Annotated in this window: 19 protein-coding genes and 1 pseudogene; 16 read left to right on the top strand and 4 right to left on the bottom strand. The window is 55.8% G+C overall.

Features of this window, described 5'->3' with window-relative positions; genetic code table 11:
- Nucleotides 1–8: 8 nt before the first annotated feature.
- From glgB to treY, 5 genes are read left to right on the top strand one after another with little or no spacing between them, the layout of a single operon-like run.
- Nucleotides 9–2,243 (top strand): 1,4-alpha-glucan branching protein GlgB, encoded by a 2,235-nt coding sequence (glgB, locus tag IEV29_RS13635; RefSeq protein WP_188381887.1) that lies wholly within the window; start codon nucleotides 9–11, stop codon nucleotides 2,241–2,243.
- Between the two features lie 5 nt (nucleotides 2,244–2,248).
- Nucleotides 2,249–4,381 carry a glycogen debranching protein GlgX gene (gene glgX, locus IEV29_RS13630; protein WP_188381886.1) on the top strand — a complete coding sequence of 711 codons (2,133 nt, stop codon included), beginning with the start codon at nucleotides 2,249–2,251 and terminating at the stop codon, nucleotides 4,379–4,381.
- Nucleotides 4,368–6,167: a malto-oligosyltrehalose trehalohydrolase gene (gene treZ / locus IEV29_RS13625; RefSeq protein WP_188381885.1), complete on the top strand. Its 1,800-nt coding sequence runs from the start codon at nucleotides 4,368–4,370 to the stop codon at nucleotides 6,165–6,167. Before glgX ends, treZ begins: the two co-directional genes overlap by 14 nt.
- Nucleotides 6,164–8,308, top strand: a complete 2,145-nt coding sequence (gene malQ / locus IEV29_RS13620; RefSeq protein WP_188381884.1) for a 4-alpha-glucanotransferase — start codon at nucleotides 6,164–6,166, stop codon at nucleotides 8,306–8,308. The genes treZ and malQ overlap by 4 nt, the downstream gene beginning before the upstream one ends.
- A complete protein-coding gene (gene treY, locus IEV29_RS13615) occupies nucleotides 8,309–11,128 on the top strand; it encodes a malto-oligosyltrehalose synthase (protein ID WP_188381883.1) in 2,820 nt (939 codons plus the stop codon).
- 67 nt (nucleotides 11,129–11,195) lie between these two features.
- Here the strand turns inward: treY and IEV29_RS13610 are convergent, their stop codons facing one another.
- Nucleotides 11,196–11,396, bottom strand: coding sequence for a hypothetical protein (locus IEV29_RS13610; RefSeq protein WP_188381882.1), 201 nt, complete (start codon nucleotides 11,394–11,396; stop codon nucleotides 11,196–11,198).
- Nucleotides 11,397–11,698: 302 nt separating this feature from the next.
- Here IEV29_RS13610 and IEV29_RS13605 point away from each other — a divergent pair, with 302 nt between their 5' ends.
- The gene (locus IEV29_RS13605) at nucleotides 11,699–12,325 is read left to right on the top strand and encodes a response regulator (protein ID WP_188381881.1); all 627 of its coding nucleotides are present in this window, start codon (nucleotides 11,699–11,701) and stop codon (nucleotides 12,323–12,325) included.
- 165 nt (nucleotides 12,326–12,490) lie between these two features.
- Nucleotides 12,491–13,480: an ROK family protein gene (locus IEV29_RS13600; RefSeq protein ID WP_188381880.1), complete on the top strand. Its 990-nt coding sequence runs from the start codon at nucleotides 12,491–12,493 to the stop codon at nucleotides 13,478–13,480.
- A 76-nt stretch (nucleotides 13,481–13,556) separates the two neighbouring features.
- On the opposite strand, the gene IEV29_RS13595 is transcribed toward IEV29_RS13600, so the two are convergent.
- Both IEV29_RS13595 and IEV29_RS13590 read right to left on the bottom strand, forming a co-directional pair.
- A complete protein-coding gene (locus IEV29_RS13595; RefSeq protein ID WP_188381879.1) occupies nucleotides 13,557–15,221 on the bottom strand; it encodes a methyl-accepting chemotaxis protein in 1,665 nt (554 codons plus the stop codon).
- 268 nt (nucleotides 15,222–15,489) lie between these two features.
- The gene (locus tag IEV29_RS13590; protein WP_188381878.1) at nucleotides 15,490–16,044 is read right to left on the bottom strand and encodes a cysteine dioxygenase family protein; all 555 of its coding nucleotides are present in this window, start codon (nucleotides 16,042–16,044) and stop codon (nucleotides 15,490–15,492) included.
- A 138-nt stretch (nucleotides 16,045–16,182) separates the two neighbouring features.
- Here IEV29_RS13590 and IEV29_RS13585 point away from each other — a divergent pair, with 138 nt between their 5' ends.
- Nucleotides 16,183–17,001: a sterol desaturase family protein gene (locus IEV29_RS13585; protein WP_188381877.1), complete on the top strand. Its 819-nt coding sequence runs from the start codon at nucleotides 16,183–16,185 to the stop codon at nucleotides 16,999–17,001.
- 38 nt (nucleotides 17,002–17,039) lie between these two features.
- Here the strand turns inward: IEV29_RS13585 and IEV29_RS13580 are convergent, their stop codons facing one another.
- Entirely contained in the window at nucleotides 17,040–17,813 is a 774-nt protein-coding gene (locus tag IEV29_RS13580; RefSeq protein WP_188381876.1) for a GntR family transcriptional regulator, read from the bottom strand.
- A 134-nt stretch (nucleotides 17,814–17,947) separates the two neighbouring features.
- On the opposite strand from IEV29_RS13580, the gene IEV29_RS13575 reads away from it, so the two are divergent.
- From IEV29_RS13575 to IEV29_RS13540, 8 genes and pseudogenes are all read left to right on the top strand, one after another.
- A complete protein-coding gene (locus tag IEV29_RS13575) occupies nucleotides 17,948–18,700 on the top strand; it encodes an alpha/beta fold hydrolase (RefSeq protein WP_188381875.1) in 753 nt (250 codons plus the stop codon).
- The gene (locus IEV29_RS13570) at nucleotides 18,687–19,937 is read left to right on the top strand and encodes an iron-containing alcohol dehydrogenase (protein ID WP_188381874.1); all 1,251 of its coding nucleotides are present in this window, start codon (nucleotides 18,687–18,689) and stop codon (nucleotides 19,935–19,937) included. Before IEV29_RS13575 ends, IEV29_RS13570 begins: the two co-directional genes overlap by 14 nt.
- Before the next feature lie 115 nt (nucleotides 19,938–20,052).
- A complete protein-coding gene (locus IEV29_RS13565; protein ID WP_188381873.1) occupies nucleotides 20,053–21,432 on the top strand; it encodes an MFS transporter in 1,380 nt (459 codons plus the stop codon).
- 226 nt (nucleotides 21,433–21,658) lie between these two features.
- Nucleotides 21,659–22,498: a mechanosensitive ion channel domain-containing protein gene (locus IEV29_RS13560; protein WP_188381872.1), complete on the top strand. Its 840-nt coding sequence runs from the start codon at nucleotides 21,659–21,661 to the stop codon at nucleotides 22,496–22,498.
- A gap of 125 nt (nucleotides 22,499–22,623) precedes the next feature.
- Nucleotides 22,624–23,007: a hypothetical protein gene (locus tag IEV29_RS13555; RefSeq protein ID WP_188381871.1), complete on the top strand. Its 384-nt coding sequence runs from the start codon at nucleotides 22,624–22,626 to the stop codon at nucleotides 23,005–23,007.
- Between the two features lie 76 nt (nucleotides 23,008–23,083).
- Complete coding sequence (locus IEV29_RS13550; RefSeq protein ID WP_188381870.1) at nucleotides 23,084–24,649, top strand: TerC family protein; 1,566 nt, start codon at nucleotides 23,084–23,086, stop codon at nucleotides 24,647–24,649.
- Between the two features lie 159 nt (nucleotides 24,650–24,808).
- The gene (locus IEV29_RS13545) at nucleotides 24,809–25,180 is read left to right on the top strand and encodes a hypothetical protein (protein WP_188381869.1); all 372 of its coding nucleotides are present in this window, start codon (nucleotides 24,809–24,811) and stop codon (nucleotides 25,178–25,180) included.
- A gap of 899 nt (nucleotides 25,181–26,079) precedes the next feature.
- Nucleotides 26,080–26,336 (top strand): annotated as a pseudogene (locus IEV29_RS13540) (oxalate/formate MFS antiporter); the annotation flags it as partial.

Raw genomic sequence — 26,336 nt, 5'->3', positions numbered from 1 at the left:
GGCTGAAGATGTCAGAAGTTTCCGCGTCACCTCCCGCCGCTGCCAATGATGTGCAGCGCGATGCCCTGTTGCAGGGTCGCCTTGGCGATCCGTTTGCCTTTCTCGGACCGCATGCCACGGGCAAGGACATCACGATCCGCACCTTTCAGCCAGGCGCTGCTGCTGTACATGTTCGCATGGGCGGGCAAACCATCACACTGAATCAGCACGCACACGATGGTTTATTCGCAGGTACTGTTACCGCCCCCAACAACCACGAACACCTGAGCCCCAGCGATTACACGCTGGATATCGTCTGGCCCGGCGCCAACGGCGACACTGTACAAAGCACCGAAGATGTCTATGCCTTCGGCCTGCTGCTCGGCGAACTCGACCTGCATCTGATTGCGGAGGGACGACACCGTGAACTCGGCCGCTGTCTTGGCGCCATTCCGATGACGGTTGATGGCGTTGAAGGGACACGCTTTGCCGTGTGGGCGCCTAACGCCCGTCGCGTCTCGGTCGTGGGCGATTTCAATTCTTGGGATGGTCGCCGTCACCCGATGCGGTCGCGCTCCCAGGCCGGCGTATGGGAATTGTTTATCCCGCGCCTTGGTGCCGGCGAGCGTTACAAGTATGAGTTGCTCGACATCAATGGCCAGTTGCTCCCGCTCAAGGCCGATCCGATTGCGCGTGCCACCGAACTACCGCCTGCGACCAGTTCTGTCGTGGCACCGGCAACTGCTTTCCGCTGGACCGACGCAGCATGGATGAAAGCGCGCGCTGATTTACGTCCCTGCTCCATGCCGATGTCGGTGTATGAAGTGCATGCCGCATCATGGCTACGCGTAGTCGAGGAAAACAACCGCAACCTCGACTGGCACGAGCTGGGCGATCGTCTGATTCCCTATGCGCTGGAAATGGGCTTTACCCACCTTGAATTTCTGCCGGTGATGGAGCATCCGTTTTCCGGCTCGTGGGGTTACCAGCCGCTGTCGCAATTTGCGCCCAGCGCACGCTTCAGCACACCGGCGGCCTTTGCCGGTTTTGTTGATCGTTGCCACAACGCCGGTCTGGGCGTGATTCTCGACTGGGTGCCGGCACACTTCCCATCCGATGCCCACGGCCTTGCGCACTTCGACGGAACCGCGCTTTATGAGCATGCCGATCCGCGCGAAGGCTTTCATCAGGACTGGAATACGCTGATCTACAACTTCGGCCGCAATGAAGTGCGTGGTTTTCTGATCGCTTCCGCGCTGGAATGGCTCGAGCATTTCCATATCGACGGCCTGCGTGTCGATGCGGTCGCCTCCATGCTGTACCGTGACTACAGCCGCAAGGCCGGTGAGTGGATTCCGAATATCTACGGCGGTCGTGAAAATCTGGAAGCGGTAGCCTTCCTCAAGGAGCTCAACGAGGCCGTGACCAGCCGCTGCCCGGGCGCGCTGATGATTGCCGAAGAATCGACTGCATGGCCCGGCGTGACGGCACCGGTCAATGAAAACGGACTGGGCTTTTCATTCAAGTGGAACATGGGCTGGATGCACGACACGCTGCGTTACATCGAGCACGATCCGGTCCATCGTCGCCATCACCATAACGACATGACATTCGGCATGGTGTATGCCTATTCCGAGCATTTCGTCCTGCCGATCTCACATGATGAAGTCGTGCACGGCAAGGGTTCGCTGCTCGGCAAGATGCCGGGCGATGACTGGCAAAAACTCGCCAATCTGCGCGCCTATCTCGGTTTCATGTGGACGCATCCGGGCAAGAAGCTGCTGTTCATGGGCAGCGAATTCGGCCAGCTCGGCGAATGGAATCACGATGCCTCCCCTGAATGGCATCTGCTCGACGATCCGCGTCATCGCGGCGTGCAACGTCTGGTACGCGATCTCAACCATTTCTATGTCGCACAACCGGCACTGCATGAAAGCGACTGCCAGCCATCCGGCTTCCGCTGGATCATCGGTGACGATGCAGACAACAGTGTCCTTGCCTATCTCCGCATGAGTCCGAACGCGCCCAGCGTACTGATTGTCTGCAACATGACGCCGGTACCACGCACCGACTATTGCATTGGTGTACCGGAAGCAGGTAACTGGGAAGAAGTCATTAACTCTGATGCGGCTGTTTATGGTGGCAGCAATATCGGTAATGCAGGCGGTGTTTCTACGATCAACCAACCGGCACATGGATACGCGCAGTCTCTAGTGCTGACCCTTCCCCCTCTCTCTACTGTCATTTTCAGAAAGAATCCATAAATAAAATGGCACACGACAAACAATCACGCACACGTATTCAGGCTGGTCGTCCTTATCCTTTAGGCGCAACCGTCGATAGTTTTGGTACCAATTTCGCTGTCTTTTCCGCACACGCCGAGAAGATTGAAATCTGTCTTTTCGACCCCAGCGGCCGTCGCGAAATTGCACGCCATGTTCTTCCCGAATGCACAGATGAAGTCTGGCATGGCTATCTGCCTGAGGTTCGCCCAGGACAGCTCTACGGATATCGTGCATACGGTCCCTACCAACCTGAGCACGGCCATCGGTTTAATCCGCACAAACTGCTGCTTGATCCGTACGCCCGCCTTATTCATGGTCAGGTGAAATGGAGCGATGCGCTGTACGGGTATCGCGTCGGCGCCACGCGCGGCGACTTGTCTTTTGACCGCCGTGATAGCGCGCAGTACATGCCGAAAGGGGTGGTGACGGATAACGGCTTCCATTGGGGCCACGATCAGTCGCCCGATATTTCTTGGGATCAAACCGTTTTCTATGAAGCCCATGTACGTGGCCTGTCGATGAATATCGACTCCATTCCGCAGCATGAACGCGGGACCTTTGCTGCACTCGCCGATCCTTATGTCATCGATCATCTGCTGAAAATCGGCGTGACCTCGCTTGAACTGCTGCCGGTCCATGCGATCCTGCAGGATCGTCGTCTGGTAGAAAAAAATCTGCGCAATTACTGGGGCTACAACACGCTGTCCTATTTCGCCCCTGAGCCATCCTACTTGTCCGATGGATCGCTGAATGAGATGAAACGCGCGATTCGCCAACTACATCTGGCGGGTATTGAAGTGATTCTCGACGTGGTCTACAACCATACCTGCGAAGAAAGCGAAATGGGCCCGACGCTGTCGTTCCGAGGACTCGACAACGCCAGCTATTACCGCCTGTTGCCGGACAATCCACGCCACAGCATCAATGACACCGGTTGCGGCAACACGGTCAACATGTCGCATCCGCGCGTAATCCAGATGGTGATGGATTCCCTGCGTTACTGGGTGCAGGAATATCACGTTGATGGCTTCCGCTTCGATCTTGGCGTCACGCTAGGTCGTGAGCCAAACGGATTTGACCCGGGTTGCGGCTTCTTTGATGCATTGCGCCAGGATCCCGTTCTGTCACGCGTCAAACTGATTTCCGAACCGTGGGACATCGGTCCCGGCGGTTACCAGATCGGTAACCATCCGGCCGGCTTTGCCGAGTGGAATGGTCGTTTTCGTGACGACGCGCGTCGCTTCTGGAAGGGCGACGCCGACATGCGTGGCTCGATTGCGGCACGTCTGCTCGGTTCTGCGGATCTGTTTGCCCATCATCGCCGTCGTCCATGGGCGTCCGTCAACTTCATCACCGCACATGACGGCTTTACGCTCAACGACCTGGTCAGCTACAACGAGAAGCACAATGAGGCCAATGGCGAAGACAATCGCGATGGTGCCAACGATAACGAAAGCTGGAACTGGGGCGCGGAAGGCCCGACCGACGATCAGGGCATCCAGTACACGCGTGAGAAATTGCGTCGTTCCATGCTGATGACGCTGTTCTTTTCCAATGGCACGCCGATGCTGTTGGGCGGCGACGAATTCGGCCGTACCCAGCATGGCAATAACAATGCCTATTGTCAGGACGATCCGCTGTCGTGGATGGACTGGTCGCTGGCCGAGAGCGATCCCGGAAAGTCACTGGTCGACTTTACACAACGCTGCATCGCCGCGCGACGCGCTCGTCCAACCCTGCATGCTTCACGCTTCTACACTGGTGATCTGGAAATTCTGCCCGGCCTGTACGACACCTCATGGTTCGACGAATACGGCCAACCGATGACTGAAGAAAGCTGGCGCTATGCGGAAGGCCGTCTGCTGACACTGCGCCGTGTCGCCCGCATCGAAGCCAAGCGTCACAACGAAAGCGAAGTAACGGCATCGCTGTTCCTGCTCAATGCCTTGTGGGAAGACCGCGAATTCGTGCTGCCTGAGCCCGTTCTGCAATGGAAAGTGCTCATTGATGCCGCCCAAAAAGACGGTGAACCGCCTTTGCATGTCATCGAGAACAATCGCATTGTCGTCAGCGCACACAGCGCCGTACTTCTGGTAGCCGACCATGTCGTCGTTTAACTATGCCTTTGGTGCACAAATCGGCAGTGCCGGTCGTGTGCTCTTTCGTCTGTGGGCGCCCAGTGCCGATCAGGTCAACCTGATACTGGGTGGTGATACGACCCATGCCATGACGGCACTGCCGGATGGCTGGTTTGCCTTGGAGGTCGCCTGCCAGCCCGGCAGCCGCTACCAGTACGAGATCGTGCGCAACGACGGCAGTACAATGCGCGTCGCCGATCCTGCCTCGCGCGCGCAGGATACGGATGTGCATGACGCCAGCGTGGTCGTCGATCTGCAAAGCTATCACTGGCAATACCCGCTATGGCGCGGGCGTCCCTGGCACGAAACCGTTCTCTACGAATTGCATGTTGGTGCGTGCGGCGGCTTTTCCGGTGTCACGCATCAGTTGCCGGCCCTTGCCGCGCTCGGCATTACGGCGATCGAACTGATGCCGATCAACGATTTTCCGGGCACCCGCAACTGGGGCTATGACGGTGTCCTGCCCTACGCGCCGGATACAAGCTACGGCACGCCGGAAGAATTGAAAGCGTTGATCGATACCGCTCACGGTCTGGGCATGATGGTATTTCTCGATGTGGTTTATAACCACTTCGGTCCGGATGGCAATTATCTGGGGGCTTACGCCAAGGATTTCTTCCGTGATGACATTCAGACGCCATGGGGACAGGCGATCGACTTCCGTCGTCCGCAGGTACGGAATTTCTTCACCGAAAATGCGTTGTACTGGCTGCGCGAATATCGCTTCGACGGCCTGCGTTTCGACGCCGTGCACATGATCAGCGAACAGGACTGGCTGGAAGAAATGGGCCAGCGTATCCGCGATGAAATGGGACACGAACGTCATATTCATCTGGTACTGGAGCATGATGACAATGCCGCCCATCTGCTTGGCAAGACAACCGAGGCGCCATTCGACGCACAGTGGAATGACGATGGTCACCATGTACTGCATACGCTGCTGACAGGGGAAAACGATCATTACTATCTTGATTACTGCCAACGGCCTGCAGAAAAACTGGCACGCTGCCTTGCCGAGGGTTTTGTCTATCAGGGTGAACCATCGCCGATCCGTGACAATGCGTTGCGGGGGGAATCGAGTGCGCATCTGCCACCGACTGCCTTCGTTCTGTTCATTCAAAACCACGACCAGATCGGCAATCGCGCCTTCGGCGATCGGCTGACGACGCTGGCGCGACCAGATGCCTTGCGCGCAGCCATGGCATTGCTGTTGTTGTCGCCACAGATTCCCTTGTTGTTCATGGGAGAACAATGGGGGTCGACCACGCCTTTTCTGTTCTTCACCAGTTATCAGGATGAAGGACTGGCGACTGCCGTGCGTGACGGACGCAGGCAGGAATTTGCCGGCTTTGCGGCGTTTGCCGATGAAGCGCAGCGAGAACGAATTCCGGATCCGAATGCGCCCGACACTTTTTCGGACTCCATTCCGCAGCAGGGACCTGACGCAGAACAGTGGCAAACCTGGGTACATACCTTGCTCGCATTACGCAAGCAACACGTGATGCCTCATCTGCATGACTGCCGCTCGCTCGGCGCTCAAGTACTGGGTGAGTCCGCTGTCGTCGCGCGCTGGCAGCTTGCGCACGGCAGAGTGCTGACGGTCGCGCTCAATCTGGCATCGATCCCCATCAAGGTAACGCCTGACAACATCGTGCATACAGGCGGCGCCGACCTGCTGTTTGAAACCACGAACGTCATGACGTCACTGCAAGGTGACATTCTTCCCGCTGATTCCTTCATTGCCCTGCTGGAGCCTGTCGCATGAATGCCCGATTAAACGAAGATCACATCGATCGTGACCGCAATGACGCACTGCTCAAACTGGCACAGGCCGCAGGCCTGTCCGTCGAATGGACCGATGCGTATGGCCAGCCGCAACAGGTGTCTGGTCAAACCCTGCGTACGGTGCTGACCGCGTTGCAGTTTGACTGCAGCAGTGATGCCGCTTGCGCAGCATCCATTCTCACCCTGCAGGAAGACGAGGAGCGTCTGGCCCTGCCACCATTGATTACCGCGCAGCAAGGACATGAGATCGTGTTCTCGCCGCTGGCGCGCATTCATGGCAAAGCATATCGCCTGGTACTCGAAGACGAGAGCGAACAAAGCGGACACATCAGCGGCGAGCATGATGCGCCCGCGCGTATGCCAGCCGTGCATGCAATGGGCTATCACCGCTTGTATATCGATGGTGAACACCCCCTCACACTGGCCGTTGCGCCCGTACGCTGCTTCAGCGTCAGCGATGCGGCACACGATCGCACTCCCCATCTGTGGGCCCTGGCGGCACAACTGTATTCGCTACGTCGCGCCGACAAGGATGCGCAGACCGGCGACGCCGGAATTGGTGATTTCACGGCATTGGAACAGCTCGCGCAATCGGCAGCACGCCACGGTGCATCCGGTATTGCAATCAGCCCTGTACACGCCATGTTCAGCGCCAATCCGTGGCATTACAGTCCGTACGGTCCCTCCAGTCGTCTGCTGTTCAACGTTCTGCACATCGACCCCGCCAGTGTCAGTGGCGAACAGGCCTTGAGCGAGGCCATCGCCGATCTTGAGAATGGTGAGGAACGCAAACACCTGCAAGCACTGGAATACGTCGATTGGCCGACCGCAACAAAGTGGCGACTGACCGTACTGCGTTACCTGTTCGATCACTACGACATCCATACAGATGGCTGGAAAGCGTTTGAACGTTTTCGCAATGAAAGCGGTACAGCACTCGAAGATCATGCACGCTTTGAGGCATTGCATGCCGACATGCGCAGCAAAGGCATCGAGGGAAGCTGGAAAGACTGGCCGGAAGATTTGCGTGATCCGCACAGCGATGCTGTGGCTCGGTTTGCCGAAACGCACGACAACGAAATCACCTTCCACGCCTTTCTGCAATGGCAGGCTGCACTCGGCTTGCAGCGTGCACAGCAACGTGCACGCGACAGCGGCATGGCAATTGGCCTGATTACCGATCTGGCCGTGGGCGCCGAAGGAGGCGGCAGCCAGGCCTGGAGCCGGCAATCGCAGATGCTCAACGGCCTGTCCGTCGGTGCACCACCCGACCTGCTGGGCCCGCAAGGACAAAGCTGGGGGCTGACCGCCTTCTCTCCACGCGCATTGCGCGAATATGGTTATCAGGCCTACATCGAAATGTTGCGCGCCGCCTTTGCCTATGCAGGTGGTGTACGCATCGATCACATTCTCGGTCTGGCCCGTATGTGGCTGGTACCACAAGGCCAGCCAGGTACCGAAGGCGTTTATCTGCGCTATCCGTTCGAAGAACTGATGCGCCTGATCGCACTGGAAAGCCATCGCCATCGTGCCATCGTGATCGGGGAAGATCTTGGCACGGTTCCGGCAGGTTTCGACAAGGCACTGGCGGATGCAGGTTTGATGGGCATTCGCGTTCTGTGGTTTGAACAGGAACACGGCATGTTCCGCTCCCCTGACCACTGGTCGTCGCAAGCCATTGCCACGACCGCCACGCACGATCTGCCGACCGTTGCTGGCTGGTGGCAAGGTCGTGATATCGAATGGCGTGAACAACTGTCACTGCTGGCACCCGGCGTGCAAGGATCGGATGAACACGCAGCACGCGGCTACGATCGCACACGCTTGTGCAATGCGTTGAAGTACCAGTATCCGGAACGCACTTTCGATTGCGACAGCCCGCATCCGCCACTGAACGATCTTCTTGAATTTGTGGCCAGCACCCCGGCACCGCTCGTCATCATTCCACTGGAAGATGTGCTGGGCCTGCTGGAACAGCCCAATGTGCCCAACACGATAGACGAACATCCAAACTGGCGGCGTCGCCTGCCGGAGACGACTGATCACATGCTCGATCGCGGTGACGTTGCACAGCGTCTGTCCATTCTGGAAAAAGCAAGGCAAGCAAAAGGAAACCATTAAATGCCGATCCCACGCGCCACTGCGCGATTGCAGCTACACAAGGATTTCACACTGGATGATGCGGTCAGTGTCGTCGATTATTACGCACGTCTTGGCATCAGCCATCTCTATCTGTCACCGATACTGACAGCACGCCCGGGCTCGACGCACGGTTACGACATTGTCGACCCGACCCGTATCAATCCCGAACTTGGCGGCGAAGCCGCATTACGCCGGCTGGTTGAGAAAGTGCGTGCAGCCGGCATGGGCATCGTGATCGACATCGTGCCCAATCACATGGGTGTCGGTGGTGCCGATAATCCGTGGTGGCTCAATGTGCTGGAATGGGGGCAACACAGCCGGTATGCACGCTGGTTCGATATCGACTGGCATTCACCCGATCCGACGCTGAACGGCAAGATTCTTTTGCCCTTTCTCGGCGACCAGTATGCGCAGGCATTGCGTTCAGGCGATCTGCGTCTGCAGTTTGATCAGGAGACCGGGCTGTTCCACTTTGCCTACTATGCCCACCGCTTTCCATTGTCGCCCGCCAGTACGATCCGCGTGCTGCGACATGGCGGTGCCGCATTGAAATGCGTTGCCAGCGATTTTCCCGAAGTGCATCCGGAAGAAGTCGATGCCTTTGACCTTCACAGCACGCGCGCTGGCATGCTGCGCGAGCTTGCCGCGACGGAAGAAGGTCGAGAAGGCATCGCACAGGCACTGGCCTCCGTCGATCCCGATCTCGCCGGCGGCCTCAAGCGTCTGCATCGTTTGCTGGAAAGACAGAACTACAAGCTCACGTGGTGGCGCAACGCTGCAGAAGAAATCAACTGGCGCCGCTTCTTTGAAGTCAGCGATCTGGCCGGCGTCCGTGTCGAGCTGGACGATGTCTTCGATGCGACACATGCACTGATTTTCAGATTGTATGCAGAAGGCCTGATCGATGGCGTGCGCGTCGATCACGTCGATGGGCTGGCCAATCCGACCGCCTACTGCAATGAACTGCGTCAGCGCCTTCTGGCGTTGGCCGAACAGCGTCCACCCTCGCAACGCGATACCCATCCCTACATCGTCGTCGAGAAAATTCTCACGCGCGGCGAACGACTGCATGAAGACTGGGCCATCGACGGCACCACGGGCTATGAATTCATGGATCAGGTCGGCGCATTGCTGCATAGCGAAAGCGGGCTGAATGCGCTCAACAAATTGTGGATCGAACTGACCGGCGACAACGACGCATTTGCAACGCATGTACTCAACGCACGCAGACAACTGCTGCGTGAAAATTTTGTTGGCGAATTTGCCGCGCTGACGCGTGCCGTTCACGCTGTCGCAAGGACCGAGCTCGATACGCGCGATATTTCGCAGGCGGCAATTCACCGCGTACTGACGGAAGTGCTGGTGGCGTTTCCGGTTTATCGCACCTATGGCACGCAAGATGGCCGCAATGAAGTTGATCGGCTGGTCATCGAGCGTACGCTTGCCGAGGCTCGTCGCAACCTTTCCCCTCCCGATCAGCCGCTGCTGGATACGCTCATTACGCTGTTCGACACCGACAGCATCGATCCCGATGCCAGCCCGGATGCCCTGCCGTTACGCCAGCTTGCCGTGCGCCGCTTTGAACAATTGACGCCACCACTCGCTGCCAAAGCCGTGGAGGACACGGGTTTTTATCGTTACGGTCGACTGCTGTCGCGTAACGAAGTCGGTGCCGATCCCGAATACTTCTCTTCATCCATCGCTGATTTCCACGCTTTCAATGCGGAACGTGCCGTGCACTTTCCCCACGCCATGCTCACCACCGCGACGCACGATCACAAACGCGGCGAAGACGTGCGTGCGCGACTGGCAGTACTCAGCGAAGCGGCTGACGAATGGGCCGAAACCGTGCGTCGCTGGAAACGCCTGCATACCGATTTCCGGATTCGTCTTGTTGCCGAAGCCGACACACCAGAAGTGGTTGCGCCCTCGCTGGATGACGAAATCATGCTCTACCAGATGATTCTCGGCGCGTGGCCGTTTGAACTGCGCGCCGATGATCAACAGGGCCTGCAAGCCTATGCCGAGCGCCTGGCTGCCTGGCAGGAAAAGGCATTGCGTGAAGCCAAGCGTTACTCGAGCTGGGCCATGCCGAATGGCGAGTATGAATCGGCCTGCCGAGAATTTTTAATGGCCTTGATGGATCGTGAGAAAAGTGCCGGTTTTGTCGACGAAATGGTGGCATGGGTGGAGCGTGTATCGACGGCCGGCATTGCCAACAGCCTGACGCAGACACTGCTGCGACTGACATCACCCGGCATGCCTGACTTGTATCAGGGGACAGAATTCTGGGATTTCAGTCTGGTCGATCCGGATAATCGCCGCCCTGTACATTACGACGCACGCGCACTGCTGCTGGCACAGGATGGTCCTGCCGTGGAACGGATTCCTCATCGTCGGGGCTGGCATCAGTGCCAGCTCAAGCAGCCATTGATCTATGCTGCCTTACATCTGCGCAAACGTTATCCCGCCCTGTTCGAAACGGGTGCCTATATACCGCTGACGGTGGAAGGTCCGCTTGCCGATCATGTGATCGCTTTCCTGCGACAGCACGATCAGCATCAGGTCCTGGTGGTTGCGTTGCGCATGAGTCTGCATCTGTTGAACGAGGATCTCTCGCTACGCCATACGGCAGGCGATGTGCCCGGTCATACGATGATCCAGTTGCCGCAGGCTTTTCATGGTGATCACGTCAACCTGCTGACGGGCAAACAGGTGGAGGTCAATCTGGAACAGATCGACATTGCCAATCTGCTTGGTGATTATCCGGTTGCACTGATCGCACCACGCGACGCGTAAAAATAAAAGCCCGCATCTGCGGGCTGTTTTCTACTGCATGGAAAAGCGTCTTGAAGCGGGACTGGTGTTACTGCTTGCCAGCCTTGTCACGCTTGTTGACGGCAGCAGGCAAATGATCCCGCTCCTGTTGCAATTGCCGGTTGCCGCGTCCCATTTCCACTCGTTTATCACTACGTGTGACAACGCTGTCTGGCGGGCCATACTGTCCATGTTGAATGGACTGATGACGCGATGCGGCATTCCCTTTGGCATGGTGCTGATCGGCCATGTCGTTTCTCCTGTATAGAGTGAACAAGATAGACGGCTGATTCACAGTGCGCACTGTTTTTACGCACTCATCATCTGCCGGACAGTCATGATGCATGGCTAGTGCGCCGCGCTATATCAGTCAATTCCCAAATCTGCGTAGGATTTCGACTCTTTTGCCTTCACTTGTCTGCTTGATCACGTCTCGACAAATCATGTCGCTGATTCTGATTGCGCGATTATGTGCGCCCTCTCACAGACCCCATGCGCGCTTACGCTTAAGTTATAGGCTCGATCACTGAAATGAGCATTTCCATCAAGCCCATGCAAGTATCAATTCTGATCGTCGAGCATTTTCCGGTTGTGCGCGCTGGCATACGCGAGTGGCTATCGGCTTTCCCCGATTTTTCGATCGTGGGCGAGACACCCTGCGCCGAAGAGGGTGTGCGCATGACGGCAGACTTGCATCCCGATCTGGTATTGCTCGACCTCGTGGCTTTGCGTCGCTTTGGCTATGAGCGTCTGTCGGCATTTCGCACCGACCAACCATTGTTGCCCATCATTATTCTCAATGGCCGGTCCGACAATATGCACGCACTGGAACTGATGGGTGGAAGCGCCAGCGGTTTCTTTCCTTCCGATGGCGATGCCGAACAACTGGTCACTGCGATCCGCACCGTATGCAGTGGTGAACGCTACGTCGCAGGCACAAGCACGCGTTTCAATGGCAGTTATACCACCCGCCATCAACGCCTGACTTCCCGTGAGCTGCAGGTTTTCCACAGCATGTGCCGGGGCGAACGACCGACAGAGACTGCCGATCGCCTGTCCCTGAGCCTGTCCACCGTCAATCGCTACCGCAAACTGGTCTTCAAAAAAATGGAGATCGACAACATGCCCGCGCTGATCCGCTACGCGGTCAACCAGGGAATTGAAGTCTTCCCGGAATAAGCTTCCAGCCTCCCATCATCGTGTTACCCGTGCCAAAATCGTCGGCATGCTTCATTCCGTCCGAAAAATAACTTATGCTCCCTATAAACTTTGCAGCATATCGGTAGTCAGTCTGTAGGAAGAATGACTTTTCCCGACAGGATCACCAGCATTCAGGGGAGCATCATGCAATACATCGGCGGAATCGATATTGGCGGAACGAAAATGGCGGTCGTCATTGCAGACAGTGACGGACCGCTGCTCCGCCTGACTGAACCGACTGCCAAGGAAGGCAGTTCACGCGCACCGGCAGATCAGGCCATTCGCATGCTGCGACAGGCCTGCGAGCAGGCTGGCGTGCCTTTTTCCGAGCTCAAGACGGTAGGCGTCAGCTCGTGCGGCCCATTCATCAAACAAAACGGGCTGATCGAGCTACGCACGCAGAATATCTGCGGTGGCATTGGTAATCGGGGCGATCTGCCCAACGACTGGCAAACCGTGCCACTGGAAGCCGTGTTGCGTGAGCAATTTACCAACGTACATATCGAAAACGATTGCGTTGCAGCACTGGCTGCCGAGAGGGCCTTTGGCGCGCTGCAAGGCAGCGATCACTGCGCGTATGTCACCTGGAGTACCGGCGTCGGATTTGGTCTGTGTGTGGACGGTGTCATGCTGCGCGGCAAGAACGGGAATGCCGGGCATGCCGGACACATGCTGCTGTCGGAACAGTCGCTCGCACAATGCGGTTGCGGCAATATCGGGGACGTAGAAGCACTGGCTTCAGGGCGCAATCTGGAAATCCAGCATGGTCGCTCGGCGGAGGAATTGTTTAATGCGGTCAAGGATGGCGACGTCAAGGCGCATGCTGCAGTGATCCATGCCGCACAATGGTTTGGGCGCGCCCTCTACAATGTGACTGCCACACTGGATCTGCAGGCCTTCGTTATCGGCGGCAGCATCTGGCACCATCATGGGGACTGGCTTGAACCCATCGTCAAGAATGAAATCTGCAGCCGCCTGCCGCCACTGACCGCAGGCGTGCAATTATTGCGTCCGGCACTGGATGCCTATGTTGCAGATATTGGCGCGCTGTATCTGGCAATGCCGCCTGCCTGGATCGGCAACTGGCGTGTTCATGCGCTCTGGCAGCGTATTGGCGATATCGAAACCGTCTGATTGCATATACCGGCCCAGCGCAAAACGGCAGATCAGAAGATCTGCCGTTTTTCATTGCCAACCGTTTGCCGCTTCTTTAACGGAACGCAATCTGCGCCGCCGGCTGCAGCAAAGCGACGCTGACTTTCTGTTTCTTTGCACGAGTAGGTGTCGCCATCGCCAGCGAATCACCCCGTTCCGTTTTGAACACCGAGATTGAACGCGTCAGATGCACCGTCTGTTCTTCCAGACTGGCAGCAGCGGCAGCGGCCTGCTCCACCAGTGCGGCGTTTTGCTGCGTCACCTCATCCATTTGCGAAATGGCGTGGTTGACCTGTGTAATGCCGTTGCTTTGCTCACGACTGGCCACCGCGATTTCGCTCATGATGTCATTCACCTGACGGACAGATTTGACGATTTCGCTCATGGTGACGGTAGCATCGTTCACCAAACGATTGCCGGCATCGACCTTGGTGACGGATTCATCGATCAGTTGCTTGATTTCCTTGGCAGCCGAGGCCGAACGTTGCGCAAGATTGCGTACCTCCGCCGCTACCACTGCAAAGCCGCGGCCCTGTTCACCGGCACGTGCCGCTTCGACGGCCGCGTTCAAGGCAAGGATGTTGGTCTGGAAGGCAATGCCATCGATCAGACCAATAATGTCCACAATCTTGTGTGCCGACGCACTAATGTCATTCATCGTCGCCCCCACCTGCGCGACGACTTCGCCGCCACGCGCTGCCACCTCGGATGCCGACAAGGCAAGCTGGTTGGCTTGCGTGGCGTTGTCGGCGTTCTGTTTTACGGTCGATGCAAATTCTTCCATGCTGGAAGCCGTTTCTTCCAGACTCGACGCCTGTGATTCCGTGCGTCCCGATAAATCCATGTTGCCGCTCGCAATTTCCTTTGTCGCAATCATGATGGAATCGACGTTGGTACGAACATCGCCCATCACTGAACGCAAATTGACATTCATCTGTTGCAAGGCACGTTGCAGCTGCCCCATGTCGTCCTGCCGACTGGTCTCGAAGACCACACTCAGGTCACCACCGGCCACCGCATTGGCGCTATCCGTTACGCTCTTCAACGGGCGAATCACGGCGACATGCAGGCTGTTCCAAATGAACAAGGCCAACACGACGCCGACTGCAGTCGCACCGCCATACCAGTATGACAACGTGGCCTGTTCGGTTTCACTGATGGCGACCAGACCCAGCGCAACAATCAGCGCAAGCAGGATGCTCATGCCAAGTCCAAGGCGCGCACCCAGGCCCAGGTTGCACAGCGCCGCGATGCGGCCGCCAACACCGGTCGATACAACCTCGCCGCGTCGGATTGTCAAACCGCGCGCCTGCCCGTTCCGAAATTTGTCATAGAGTTGCGTTGCGTCGGCAATCTGTTGCGTCGTTGCCTTGTTACGCACCGACATATAGCCAACCACCTGATCGCCCTCGCGCACCGGTGTGGCATTGGCATAAACCCAGTAGAAATCGCCATTTTTACGACGATTCTTGATCACGCCATTCCAGGGCAAACCCATTTTGAGGGTGTCCCACAGGTCATGGAAGGCTTCTTCCGGCATATCAGGATGACGTACCAGATTATGCGGCGCGCCCATCAGCTCTTCTTCGGAGAAGCCGCTGGCTTCCATGAAAGCCGGGTTGAAATAGGTGATCCGGCCCTTGGTGTCCGTCTTGGATACCAGTGAGGTGCCCTCCTTTAGAACATATTCGATATTGGTAATCGGCAGATTGGTGCGCATGCTTGTCTCTCCTTATCCTGTAATGGCGTCTGCGCGCCGATTGATCAGTCTGATGCAGTCAACCTAATCATGCGCTTACCTGATGCGCCAGGATTTGCGCAAAATCAAAACAGTGAAGATTTCCCCTCGGAGAGCGGCCCAATTCAGCAGCACCGAAAGCCGCCATTTCAAGGAGAAGATGGAAGGATGCGACGGTCGTTTGCGAATGCCTATCTCATAAATTAGGTATTTACGGGAAGCAATCACTGTTACTTCCTGAAGTGAGTACCTACCTATTTGCATAACCAGAGACAAACGCGCGGCGACTCCCGTCCTGGTCGTTGTACACATACCGTTGGACTTTTCCAATGTCGGCGCCGTAGATGTGGATGCTGATCGAAACCTGATCGTTGTAGTAATTGGAAACGCGATGGATATCGCCTGTTGCTGGTGACAGCACCTCGATATCACCTGGATGCAAAATCTCCGTTCCCAGACTGCGCATCGCCTGCCCTTGTTCCGGCACAGCGAAGCGCTCGCCCATCTCTGCGCCACGCAGCATGCCGATCAGCGCCCAGACTGTGTGGTCATGTACAGGCGTTGTTTGCCCTGGCCCCCAGACGAAACTCACAACCGAAAAACGCTCTGCCGGATCGAGATACAGCAAGTATTGCTGGTAGTACTGCGGATGCGGTACTGAGCAGGCATCCGGCAACCAGTCATCGACTGCGATCACGTCCCGCAACAGCACAGCGCCTTCCTCAAGCAGTGTCCGCTCATCCACACCGTCATCCAGCAAGTGACTGAATCCCGCCACCAGCTGCTCAAAACGCATCGAATTCATCACGATCTCCTCCGTTGGGATTGTAACCAGCACGATTTGATCACATTAAACAACAAAACACGATCTTGACATACCAAATATCGCTAACTAATATATTAGTCATACATAACATGCGACTCACGCAAAGGAGACACAATCATGATGAGCGAGCGCCAGCGGAAATTTCGCGAAGAATACAAGGCTGATATCAGCCCTCTTTACAACGGTCTGTTGCACATTGGTGTGATGTACTCGGTCGGCATTGCCGCGATCTGGTATTGCCTCACGCAACTGGACAATGCGCGCTGGGAGTGGCTGCTGGCCATCCCTGTCTTTATTGCCGGCAACTTTGTGGAATGGGCGATGCATCGCTTTGTCATGCATCGCCGCATTGATGTATTTGCCTTGCGCGCCATCTATGACCGCCATACGCGCCAGCATCATCAGTACTTTACGGACAATGAAGCAACAATCGACACCACGCGCGAATTCCGCATCGTCTTTTTCCCTTGGCGTGTGCTGATCACGCTGGGCGTTGGTGGCCTGACACTGGGTTATCTCGCTTCCGTCATCTTCAATCCGAATGCCGGTTACATCCTGTTCATCACGATGGTGGCGCAGTATCTGATTTACGAGACGTTTCACTACTGCTGCCACGTGCATGAAAACTGGTTCGTGCGCAACATGCCGTTCATCAATACGATCCGTCGTCACCATACGGCGCATCACAATCAGGGGATCATGATGAAGTACAACATGAACCTCACCTTCCCGATTGCCGACTGGGCCATGGGCACGACCGACCTGGATCGTGGCTTGCTGGGCCATCTGTTCAACGGCTATAGCGAAAAACATGTGAAGGAAGAGCTCAAGCCGATCATCAAGCGCTTCCGCATCGATGATTCGCGCGTCACGCTGGATGGTCCGCAACTGACCAAGGAAGAGAACGAAACCATCGATCGTGGTCTCGTGATGTAAAGCGGGCGGCTGCCGGACACAATCCGGCGGCCGTTTTTTTACATGTCCGCCATCAATGTGGCCTTGGCAAAGGTCTCGATGTTGTCCAGCAAAAGATCCAGTCCCAATCCTGCTGCCTCGACATCCCCTTTTGCAATGGCACCGGCGACGTTGGCATGCAGGCGGGCCATTTCCGGCAGATCGGCTGCCTGCTTGTAATGGAAGTACCAGAAGCGACGCGACAAGCCATGCATCAAGCGCATCGCCCCTTCTGCAAATTCATTACGTGCAGCAACCAGTGTCAGCTCATTGAACTCACGATCGGATCGCATGAAGACAACATCGTCATTGGTTTTGGAAGCATGCATGAACTCGTCGAACAGACGCGCAAAGATTTTGCGTTCATCAGGTGTGGCGCGCCGTGCCGCGCTCTTGCAGATCAGGCGTTCGACCTCGCGCCGGGTTTCCAGCAGCTTCAACTGTTTCTTGAGATCGATCTCGGGTACCAGCAAACCACGTTGTGGCAACACCAGCAGCAAATGTTCACGCGCCAGTCGCTGGATTGCTTCGCGAATGGGGGTGCGACCGATGTTCAGCATCTCGCTCAGCGTGAGCTCGGAGATCACGGAGCCTGGCGGAATCTTCAACGTGATGATGGCTTCTTCCAGCTGATCGTATGCGAGATCCGTCAGCTTTGGCTTTGGGCCGGCAATGCGATGCAGTTCGGTACTTGCAACTGACTTGGTTCTTTTGACGGCAACTGCCTTGCCGGTCGTTGTCTTGGTCGTTGTCTTGGTCGTGGTTTTTTTGACTGGTTTTTTGGTTGTGGCCATGAGCAGGAGTGAAGCGAAAAGATGTGAGACGGATTGTATAGGACAGGAATACGCAATGACACGTTATCGCATCAACAAAATAAATTCTAAAGATATATATCAAATATAAAACAATTATCAAAGGAAGAGACCACATGAAACATGATGTCATTCGAGCAGGCAATCCCGAACAGGATCTGACTATCGTTGCGCTGCACGGCATTCAAGGAACACGCAGCAGCTGGTTGCCGGTGGAAAGAAATCTGCATGACGACGCACGCTGGATCTTGCCCAACCTTCGCGGTCGCGCTGCGGCCTGGCGTGGTGCCAGCATCGATGATTACAGCCTCGATGCCTATGCAGCCGAAGTCTGCGCCATCATCGCGCAGTATGTCGATACACCCAATTTCGTTCTCGCCGGATGGAGCATGGGCGTGTCCGTCACATTGGCGACATGGGCACAGCTGAAGCAAGGCAATCTGCCCCTGCCCAAGGCATTGATTCTGATGTCAGGCAGCCCTGTGCTCCAGCAGGTCCGATGGTTCCGCCAAACCAATCACACCTCGTTAATCGAAGAGATCGCTGCGCGTGAAGAACGCTTGCGTTTACAGGTAGCCGCCGACCGCGATGCCGTTGCCTGGACCTGGCGAAGTATCAGCCAGACCGATCAACGCCACTTGCTGCCTCACATCCAGTTGCCAACGCTGATTGTTCACGGCAGCGATGACGAAGATTCACCATTCAGCCACGCACAAATGCTGGCTGCCGGTATTCGCGGTGCACGACTCGAATGCATTCCGCATGGCTATCACAGCATCCTCACGCAAGACGCTCCACAGGTTGCCAAAACCATGCGCGCCTTTCTGTCCACTCTTCCACAAACCGGAGCCCTGCATGCGACCCAATGATCTGATCCATTTCTGCCCACCTGCGCGTGTCATCCTTGGTTGCGGCAGCCGTAGCCAGTTACCGGCACTGCTAGCGCGACTTGGCTATCGCACGGGCGTACTGATCACCGATACGTTCTTCAGCCAGAAAACGCCATGGGTAAATGAGTACATCAAGGCAGCCGAAGCAGTCGGCATCCTTACCATCGTGTATGACGGCGGCAAACCCGACCCAACAACCACACTGTGCGATGACGCAACCAGTGAAATCCGCTTACAACTACAAGGCAGGCAACTGGATCATGTGATTGCCCTGGGTGGCGGCAGCAACATCGATCTGGCAAAGGCCTTGTGCGTCACGTTACCGGATGGCCAGCCGGTCAGGCAGTTCGTCGGTGCACTGGCACAGGCCCCCAGGGCACTGCCCTTGATTGCATTGCCAACCACGGCAGGCACAGGATCGGAAGCCACGCCTGGCGCCATCCTGATCGACCCGAGCAATGCCACCAAGGTGGCCGTGATGGACAACACGCTGCGCCCCGTCATTGCGCTGATCGATCCCGAATTCACCTACACCTGTCCGCCACGCGTCACGGCCGATGCCGGTATTGATGCACTGACACACGCGCTGGAGTCTTATCTGACCATGGACTCGTTCGCCTTTGATCGTGGTGGTCAGGTCGATCCCGGCTACAGCGGCCGCTCGTCGTTGACCATGCTGTTTGCACGCGAAGCCATCGATCTGTGCGCACGCTTTCTGCTACGGACCTATCACGACGGCAGCGATCAGGAAGCACGTATCGGCATGGCTTATGCCAGCCATTACGCTGCGCTGTCATACGGCGGTGCCGGACTCAATGCGGTACATGGCATTGCCTACGCAGTCGCCGGCATCACACACCAATCCCACGGCAGCACGAATGCCGTCCTGTTGCCTTATGTACTGGATGCACTGCGCGTCACACGCCGTAACGAATTGCTCACCATCGCGCGTCTGTTCGGCATTGAAGAAAACGATGAAGACAGCGCGACAAGACAAGTCCCCGTGGTGCTGCGCGCATTGGTCAAGTCACTTGGCATTCCAACCGATCTGAAATCGTTCGGTATCCAGCACGAACAACTTGGCACTGTCATTACCGATGCCCTTGCCGTGACACGTCTGGCAAAGGCATTTCCCTCTAACGACACCGCGGCCGACTATGCACACATCGTCGAAGCCGCCTGGCATGGAAGACTGGAGGCCGACTTCACAAAATGAATATCCATTGACGCAAAGTCTTATTGAATATCACTGAGATTTATATAATATATCAGTGCACCTGTAGAAAAATCACGATAAAACCGTCCCAAGGCGGTATCACAGGAGACAAAACATGACGACCAATACCGGAGCCCGGCTCCGTTCCAACGTCGCGGCCAGACTTGAACGTCTGCCGATGACACGCTACCAGCGCTCGCTCTTTGCCATCATTGCGACGGCCTGGTTTTTTGACTCGATGGATCTCGGCATCATGACGTTCGTGCTCGGCTCCATCAAAACCGAGTTTGGCCTTTCTACCGCACAGGCCGGCCTGCTCGCCAGTTCCAGCTTTCTTGGCATGTTCTTTGGTGCCGCCATCGCAGGCATGCTCGCCGACAAATTCGGCCGCAAACCTGTCTTCCAGTGGAGCATGATCTTCTGGGGCGTCGGCAGCCTGCTGTGCGGCTTTGCACAAAACGTCGAGCAACTGATGATGTTTCGCATCCTGCTCGGTTTTGGCATGGGGATGGAATTTCCGATCGGACTTTCCATGGTGTCCGAGATCGTTCCGGCAAAAAGCCGCGGTCGCTACGTCGCGATTCTGGAAGGCTTCTGGCCGCTCGGCTTCATCGCTGCCGGCATTCTGGCCTGGCTCACTCTGCCGCTGATCGGCTGGCGCGGCATCTTCATTGCGCTGTCTGTTCCTGCCGTGTTTGTCTTCATCGTACGTCGCTACGTACCTGAATCGCCACGCTGGCTGGAGGAAGTCGGACGAACACAAGACGCAGACCGCGTCACGACACAGATGGAACAACGCGTCATTGCATTAACTGGCGGCAAGCCGTTGCCAACACCGATGGTTTCCGCTGATACAGGCGAGAAAGTCAACAAACGCGCCCTGTTCGCCGAACTATGGCGCGGTGTCTACGCCAAACGTACCGTCATGTTATGGGCACTCTGGTTTTTTGCCCTGCTTGGCTATTACGGCCTGACGACATGGCTCGGTGCGCTGTTGCAACAAGCCGGTTATGAAGTCACCAAGTCGGTTACCTACACCATCTATATTTCGCTGGCCGGTATTCCGGGCTTCATCTTCTCTGCCTGGCTGCTCGAGGTATGGGGAAGAAAAGGCACATGTGTACTGATGCTGGTCGGCAGCGCCATTGCAGCGTATGTCTACGGACAGGTTGCCACCGCACAAGCGCCTGTTGCGCAACTGATCGGTGCCGGTCTGTGCATGCAGTTCTTCATGTTCGGTATGTGGTCGGTTCTGTATGCGTACACGCCGGAACTGTATCCGACCCGTTCGCGTGCCACTGGCGCCGGCTTTGCATCTTCTGTAGGCCGCTTTGGTTCGCTGCTCGGTCCGTTTGCTGTTGGCCTGATTCTGCCGATGACCGGTCATACCGGCGTGTTTACGCTGGGCGCCTTGTCGTTCGCCGCAGCCGCACTGATCGTGATCGTGATGGGTGTGGAAACCAAGGGCAAATCACTGGAAGAAGTCTCGTCCTGATTTTCTCTTACTCTCTTTGCGCTCAGGTCAATCTCCGGCGCAAGACAACCTAGTCCTGCGGTATTCAGCAAAGCCCGGTTTTCCGGGCTTTGTTCATTGCATCCGCCGCGCACTAACGCCAATCGCAGTATCATCTCGAACCAGGCGGTCACAAAATGACTGTCCAATAAAAACCAAGACACCATTCAAAAGGAATTTTCCTCAATTGCCTTACAGCTTCCCCGAAATGTTTGCAGAACTAAACCTCTTCGCCAAGACGGAGTTGGGGCGTATTCTGGTGACACTCATCACGATCATCGTTACGCTGCTGATCGTCAAATTTCTGCAAAAACGTGCACGCATGCAGGGCGCAACCGATGTTGCACGTCAGCGCCGCAATCTGGTACTTGCCAAGAATCTGGTTTTGCTAACGGCCGTCATCCTGATCTGCGCAACATGGGCTTCCAAAATTGCAGGCGCGGCTTTGTCGCTGGCCGCCGTAGCCGGCGCGATGCTGATCGTCAGCAAGGAATTCTTGCTGAACCTGCTGGGGACGGCCATGCTGGCCATTTCACGCCCGTACCGCATCGGTGATTTTGTAGAGCTCGAGAACATCTCCGGCCGCGTGCTGGATTCGGACCTGATTGCCACGACCTTGGCAGAAACGATGGAAGGCAATCAGTTGACTGGTCATACGGTGACGATTCCGCATTCGGTTCTGCTGAGCAAACCGGTGCGTAATCTGACCGCCACCGGACGCTTTACGATCAATATGCTGCCGGTCGCGGTCCAGCCCAATGAAAATCTGCAATTGCAGGAGCAAGCCTTGCTCAAAGCGGCATTCGACATTTGTGGCAGCTGGATCGAAGAAGCCAATCGCCACTTTGAGCGGCTGGAATCGCGCGAACTGGTCACGCTGCCTTCCGCCGAACCGCGCGTGCTGATCGAACTCAAGACGGTCAAGGAATACACGTTCTCGCTCCGCTACTGCTGTCGCCCCAACGAGCGCGTCAAAGTGGAACAGGCCATCATCCGGCAATATCTGCAAACCAGAAGTACTTTTGTCGCCGCCCCGGAGGAAGAGTAACGGTCTGCCAGCCTCTGCACTACTTAACACTGCGATGCAGCACATTGCATCGCAGTGTGCGGTCGCTAACAATTTGCCTTAGCGATTGTTGATATACTGACCACCCCGTATTCATTTTGGTCTGTATGAGACGATTCATCGTCATCTGTCTGATCCTGCTGTTCCCGTTACAGGTTTTTGCCGATTCAGCCGAAGACTATCCGCCCGCGTACGCATTGTCCGGCATGGATAGCCAGTCTGATGCATCCTGCTCTACAGCACCCCTGCAGCATCTGTTACCGTGCAATGCAGCAACCGGCAAACTCGTGCCTGCACACCTAGACTTTGCCGATATTCTTGTTCCTGCACCTGCCATTCCCCTACCGCTTCACGAGGGCAGCCGACTCTCTGTCGCACCGGACTCTTTCCTGAATGCTACGCCGGTCCGCCTTGGCAAGCCGCCGCCATCGATCTCGTCAGCTTCGCATGCTGCACACATCTTGCTTGATGTGGTGTCAGCGCGCGTCTGACCATAATCATGCATGACTGACTTTGCCCGCCACCTGCTGCGCGGGCGCTCTGATTATTTGACAAGGTATTGACACCATGGAATGGCTTTCCGACCCCGCAATCTGGCTGGGCTTCTTCACACTAGTACTGCTCGAGATCGTTCTCGGCATCGACAATCTGATTTTCATCGCGATCCTGGCAGACAAGCTGCCCCCGCACCAGCGCGACAAGGCGCGCATCATTGGTCTCTCGCTCGCGCTGCTGATGCGACTCGGCCTGCTGACCATTGTCTCCTGGCTGGTCACGCTGACGACGCCGCTGTTTCACATTGGCGCCTTCCCGTTTTCAGGGCGCGACATCATTCTCTTCCTCGGCGGAATCTTCCTGCTGTTCAAATCCACGACCGAACTGCATGAGCGTCTCGAAGGCAAACAACACGTTCACACCGAATCCAAGGTCTATGCAAGCTTTGGTGTTGTCGTCGCGCAGATCGTGGTGCTGGATGCGGTCTTCTCGCTGGACGCGGTGATCACTGCGGTGGGCATGGTCGAGGAGCTATACGTGATGATGGCCGCGGTCATCGTCTCCATCCTGATCATGATGTGGGCATCCAAGCCATTGACACGCTTCGTCAACGCACATCCGACGGTGGTCGTGCTGTGTCTGAGCTTCCTGCTGATGATTGGCCTGAGTCTGGTGTCGGAAAGTCTGGGCTACGAGATTCCGAAAGGCTATCTGTACGGCGCAATTGGCTTCTCGATCATGATCGAGTTTTTCAATCAGCTGGCACGTCGCAACTTCCTGAAAATGGAATCTGCGATTCCGCTGCGCGACCGCACTGCGGATGCTGTCCTGCGTCTGCTGGGCAGTCGCCAGCGTGCGCATGGCCCGGTCGAGGAAACGACGGAAGCGCCACAACAGCAAGTACACGCCTTCGGTATTGAAGAACGCAACATGGTAAGCGGCGTTCTCTCACTGGGCGAACGTTCGATTCGCTCGATCATGACGCCCCGTTCCGATATTTCCTGGGTCAATCTGGATGACGATCCGGACAAAATCATTTTGCAATTGCGTGAAACGCCGCACAGCCTGATGCCCGTCTGCCGTACCGAACTCGACAACATCGTCGGCCTGGCCCGCACCAAGGATCTAATCGGTGATCTGGCCGCAACCGGCATCGTCAATGAGCAAGGCAGCCTGAAGCAACCGATCATCCTGCCCTACTCGGCGGGCGTACTCAATGCCATGGCGATCCTGAAAAAATCGCCAGGTCAATTGGTCTTGGCAGTGGATGAATTTGGCAGCATCCATGGCCTGTTGACGCCGATCGATATTCTGGAAGCGATTGCCGGCGAATTTCCGGATGAAGACGAACGCCCTACCGTACAAGCCGAGGGCGACAATCGCTGGCGCGTCGATGGCTCGGCCGATCTGCATCATCTGGAACAAATACTGGAGACCCGCGCTCTCGTGACCGAAGGTGCGGATTACACATCGATCGCCGGATTGCTGCTTGACCGCTTTGCAAGTTTCCCGGAACCCGGCACCGCGCTGGAACTGGATGGCTGGCGCTATGAGGTGACCGAAGTGGATGGCCGACGCATCACCACAATCCTGATCAGCCGGATTGAGAATCAGCCGGATCTGGACTTTGAATCCTGACGCCTATTCTTGATGCGCAACGGCGGGATAACGTTTCATTATCGAAAGATGTTACCCAATCAGCCAGCTTCGGGAACATTTTGTGCGCAAGCATCCCTAACCAATATAACAACACCGTGTGTCCGTTGCAGACGGTGTTTTTCTGCATGAGGAATCGCCATGTCTAAATTCACACTCCTACTGGCTTCACTGATCTGGTTCGGCATCGCTCCGGCAAAAGCAAGTGATCTGACGATCACCTGCGATGTGCAACAAACCACGGAAGGACAAAAGAAAACCGAGTTCAAACGACGTTTCGAGATCGATTTTGAGCCGCGTTACTTCAAGACCTCCGTGGATAATGGCAAAGGCTGGCGAGGCAGGGAAGAAGGCTTCCCGGAAGACATCAACGCCACGCGTGTCGTTTTCATCGATGATGGCAAGGTCAGCCAATACTACGACCGCGCAACACACGAATATGTCTATCAGGATGTCACCGCAGGCATCGAAGCAAAGGGAAAATGTCGCGAAGAAGGCCAACCAAAGAAGTAAGCCTGGCTGTCAGTGCCTTCGTTTTTGAGTGCTCGGCAGATTTCCCTACTTTATGGGATAGCAATAAAAGCGGAGACAAACCATACTGACCCCGCTTCTTTTCTCTGACTCATTTGAGCACGGCCTTCTACCCGAAGGCCGTTTTTTTAGCGGCTCATCGACCTACATATGAAAATGGCACGACCATTCTTATATGTATGGTCACCTAATCTTTATTTTTCACCCTGCCAAAGCCCGAAATATTACAAAACAATCTAAAAGAATTGCCGCTTCAAAAATAAAACGTTAAAAATCGTGGCGACTTCTTTTAACTAGATTTTCATCTTTTCAAATGCCTTTTCTCACAGTGAAAACGGCATTTTCCCGCACTACAAAACGCAAGCGAAATTTAAAAAAATAAGGGAAAACAACTAAGCGTATAAGTAATAACACTTATACGTGTACGTGATAGTACGCATTGTTAGCATAGGGGGAAGTACTTAATCTCTCACGCAATCTTAACGAGAAAGAAAACGCGTTGTGGTCTGGCGTGAGCAATCGCGGCAATCCCAATTATTCAGGACTTGTTAAGGGTGTCGAGAATTTTTCGGCACGGTTTCTTCCATCGGCAGCCGCGTTTTTGCCTCGGCAGAGCGCGGCGATGTTCGGATTACTCGTCCGGATAGCAGTCTGTCTACCCAGACAGCGCAGAAACCAATGATCTGTTTTCGATCCCGACCGGACCGAAAACAGAGGGCGGAACGGCATTCGACCGGTCCAGTAGTCTTGGCCGCCTTTCAACATCTTGCGGACGTCTTCGCACCTTACTTGCAGATGAACCCAATTGCGTGTGTTTGCACGACACACCAGATTTATAACTTGAGGAAACACCATGAGAAACGCAGCTAAAGGAGGCCGCAATGTCTGAACTCTCCGCATCGGCAATCCGTCCTGATCAACCGATCAAAGAAAGCACCCGTTGGCTCCAACTGTTGGTTGGCGTCATTTGTATGGTTGCAACCGCGAACATCCAGTATGCATGGACCCTGTTCGTTCCTGAAATTCAAGGTACTTTCGGCTGGGCTCGCGCAGAGATCCAGATCGCATTTACCATCTTCGTCCTGGTTCAAACCTGGCTGGCACCGATCGAAGGCTTCTTCATCGATAAATTCGGTCC

This window comes from Oxalicibacterium faecigallinarum (genome assembly GCF_014635705.1).
Classification (GTDB): Bacteria; Pseudomonadota; Gammaproteobacteria; order Burkholderiales; family Burkholderiaceae_D; genus Oxalicibacterium; species Oxalicibacterium faecigallinarum.
The sequence above is the reverse complement of the archived record's forward strand: the minus strand, read 5'-3'. Positions and strand labels throughout refer to the sequence as shown.

Coding starts and splice junctions, on each gene's coding strand:
- glgB (WP_188381887.1), top strand. CDS start 9: ATGTCAGAAGTTTCCGCGTCACCTCCCGCCGCTGCCAATGATGTGCAG.
- glgX (WP_188381886.1), top strand. CDS start 2,249: ATGGCACACGACAAACAATCACGCACACGTATTCAGGCTGGTCGTCCT.
- treZ (WP_188381885.1), top strand. CDS start 4,368: ATGTCGTCGTTTAACTATGCCTTTGGTGCACAAATCGGCAGTGCCGGT.
- malQ (WP_188381884.1), top strand. CDS start 6,164: ATGAATGCCCGATTAAACGAAGATCACATCGATCGTGACCGCAATGAC.
- treY (WP_188381883.1), top strand. CDS start 8,309: ATGCCGATCCCACGCGCCACTGCGCGATTGCAGCTACACAAGGATTTC.
- IEV29_RS13610 (WP_188381882.1), bottom strand. CDS start 11,396: ATGGCCGATCAGCACCATGCCAAAGGGAATGCCGCATCGCGTCATCAG.
- IEV29_RS13605 (WP_188381881.1), top strand. CDS start 11,699: ATGCAAGTATCAATTCTGATCGTCGAGCATTTTCCGGTTGTGCGCGCT.
- IEV29_RS13600 (WP_188381880.1), top strand. CDS start 12,491: ATGCAATACATCGGCGGAATCGATATTGGCGGAACGAAAATGGCGGTC.
- IEV29_RS13595 (WP_188381879.1), bottom strand. CDS start 15,221: ATGCGCACCAATCTGCCGATTACCAATATCGAATATGTTCTAAAGGAG.
- IEV29_RS13590 (WP_188381878.1), bottom strand. CDS start 16,044: ATGAATTCGATGCGTTTTGAGCAGCTGGTGGCGGGATTCAGTCACTTG.
- IEV29_RS13585 (WP_188381877.1), top strand. CDS start 16,183: ATGATGAGCGAGCGCCAGCGGAAATTTCGCGAAGAATACAAGGCTGAT.
- IEV29_RS13580 (WP_188381876.1), bottom strand. CDS start 17,813: ATGGCCACAACCAAAAAACCAGTCAAAAAAACCACGACCAAGACAACG.
- IEV29_RS13575 (WP_188381875.1), top strand. CDS start 17,948: ATGAAACATGATGTCATTCGAGCAGGCAATCCCGAACAGGATCTGACT.
- IEV29_RS13570 (WP_188381874.1), top strand. CDS start 18,687: ATGCGACCCAATGATCTGATCCATTTCTGCCCACCTGCGCGTGTCATC.
- IEV29_RS13565 (WP_188381873.1), top strand. CDS start 20,053: ATGACGACCAATACCGGAGCCCGGCTCCGTTCCAACGTCGCGGCCAGA.
- IEV29_RS13560 (WP_188381872.1), top strand. CDS start 21,659: ATGTTTGCAGAACTAAACCTCTTCGCCAAGACGGAGTTGGGGCGTATT.
- IEV29_RS13555 (WP_188381871.1), top strand. CDS start 22,624: ATGAGACGATTCATCGTCATCTGTCTGATCCTGCTGTTCCCGTTACAG.
- IEV29_RS13550 (WP_188381870.1), top strand. CDS start 23,084: ATGGAATGGCTTTCCGACCCCGCAATCTGGCTGGGCTTCTTCACACTA.
- IEV29_RS13545 (WP_188381869.1), top strand. CDS start 24,809: ATGTCTAAATTCACACTCCTACTGGCTTCACTGATCTGGTTCGGCATC.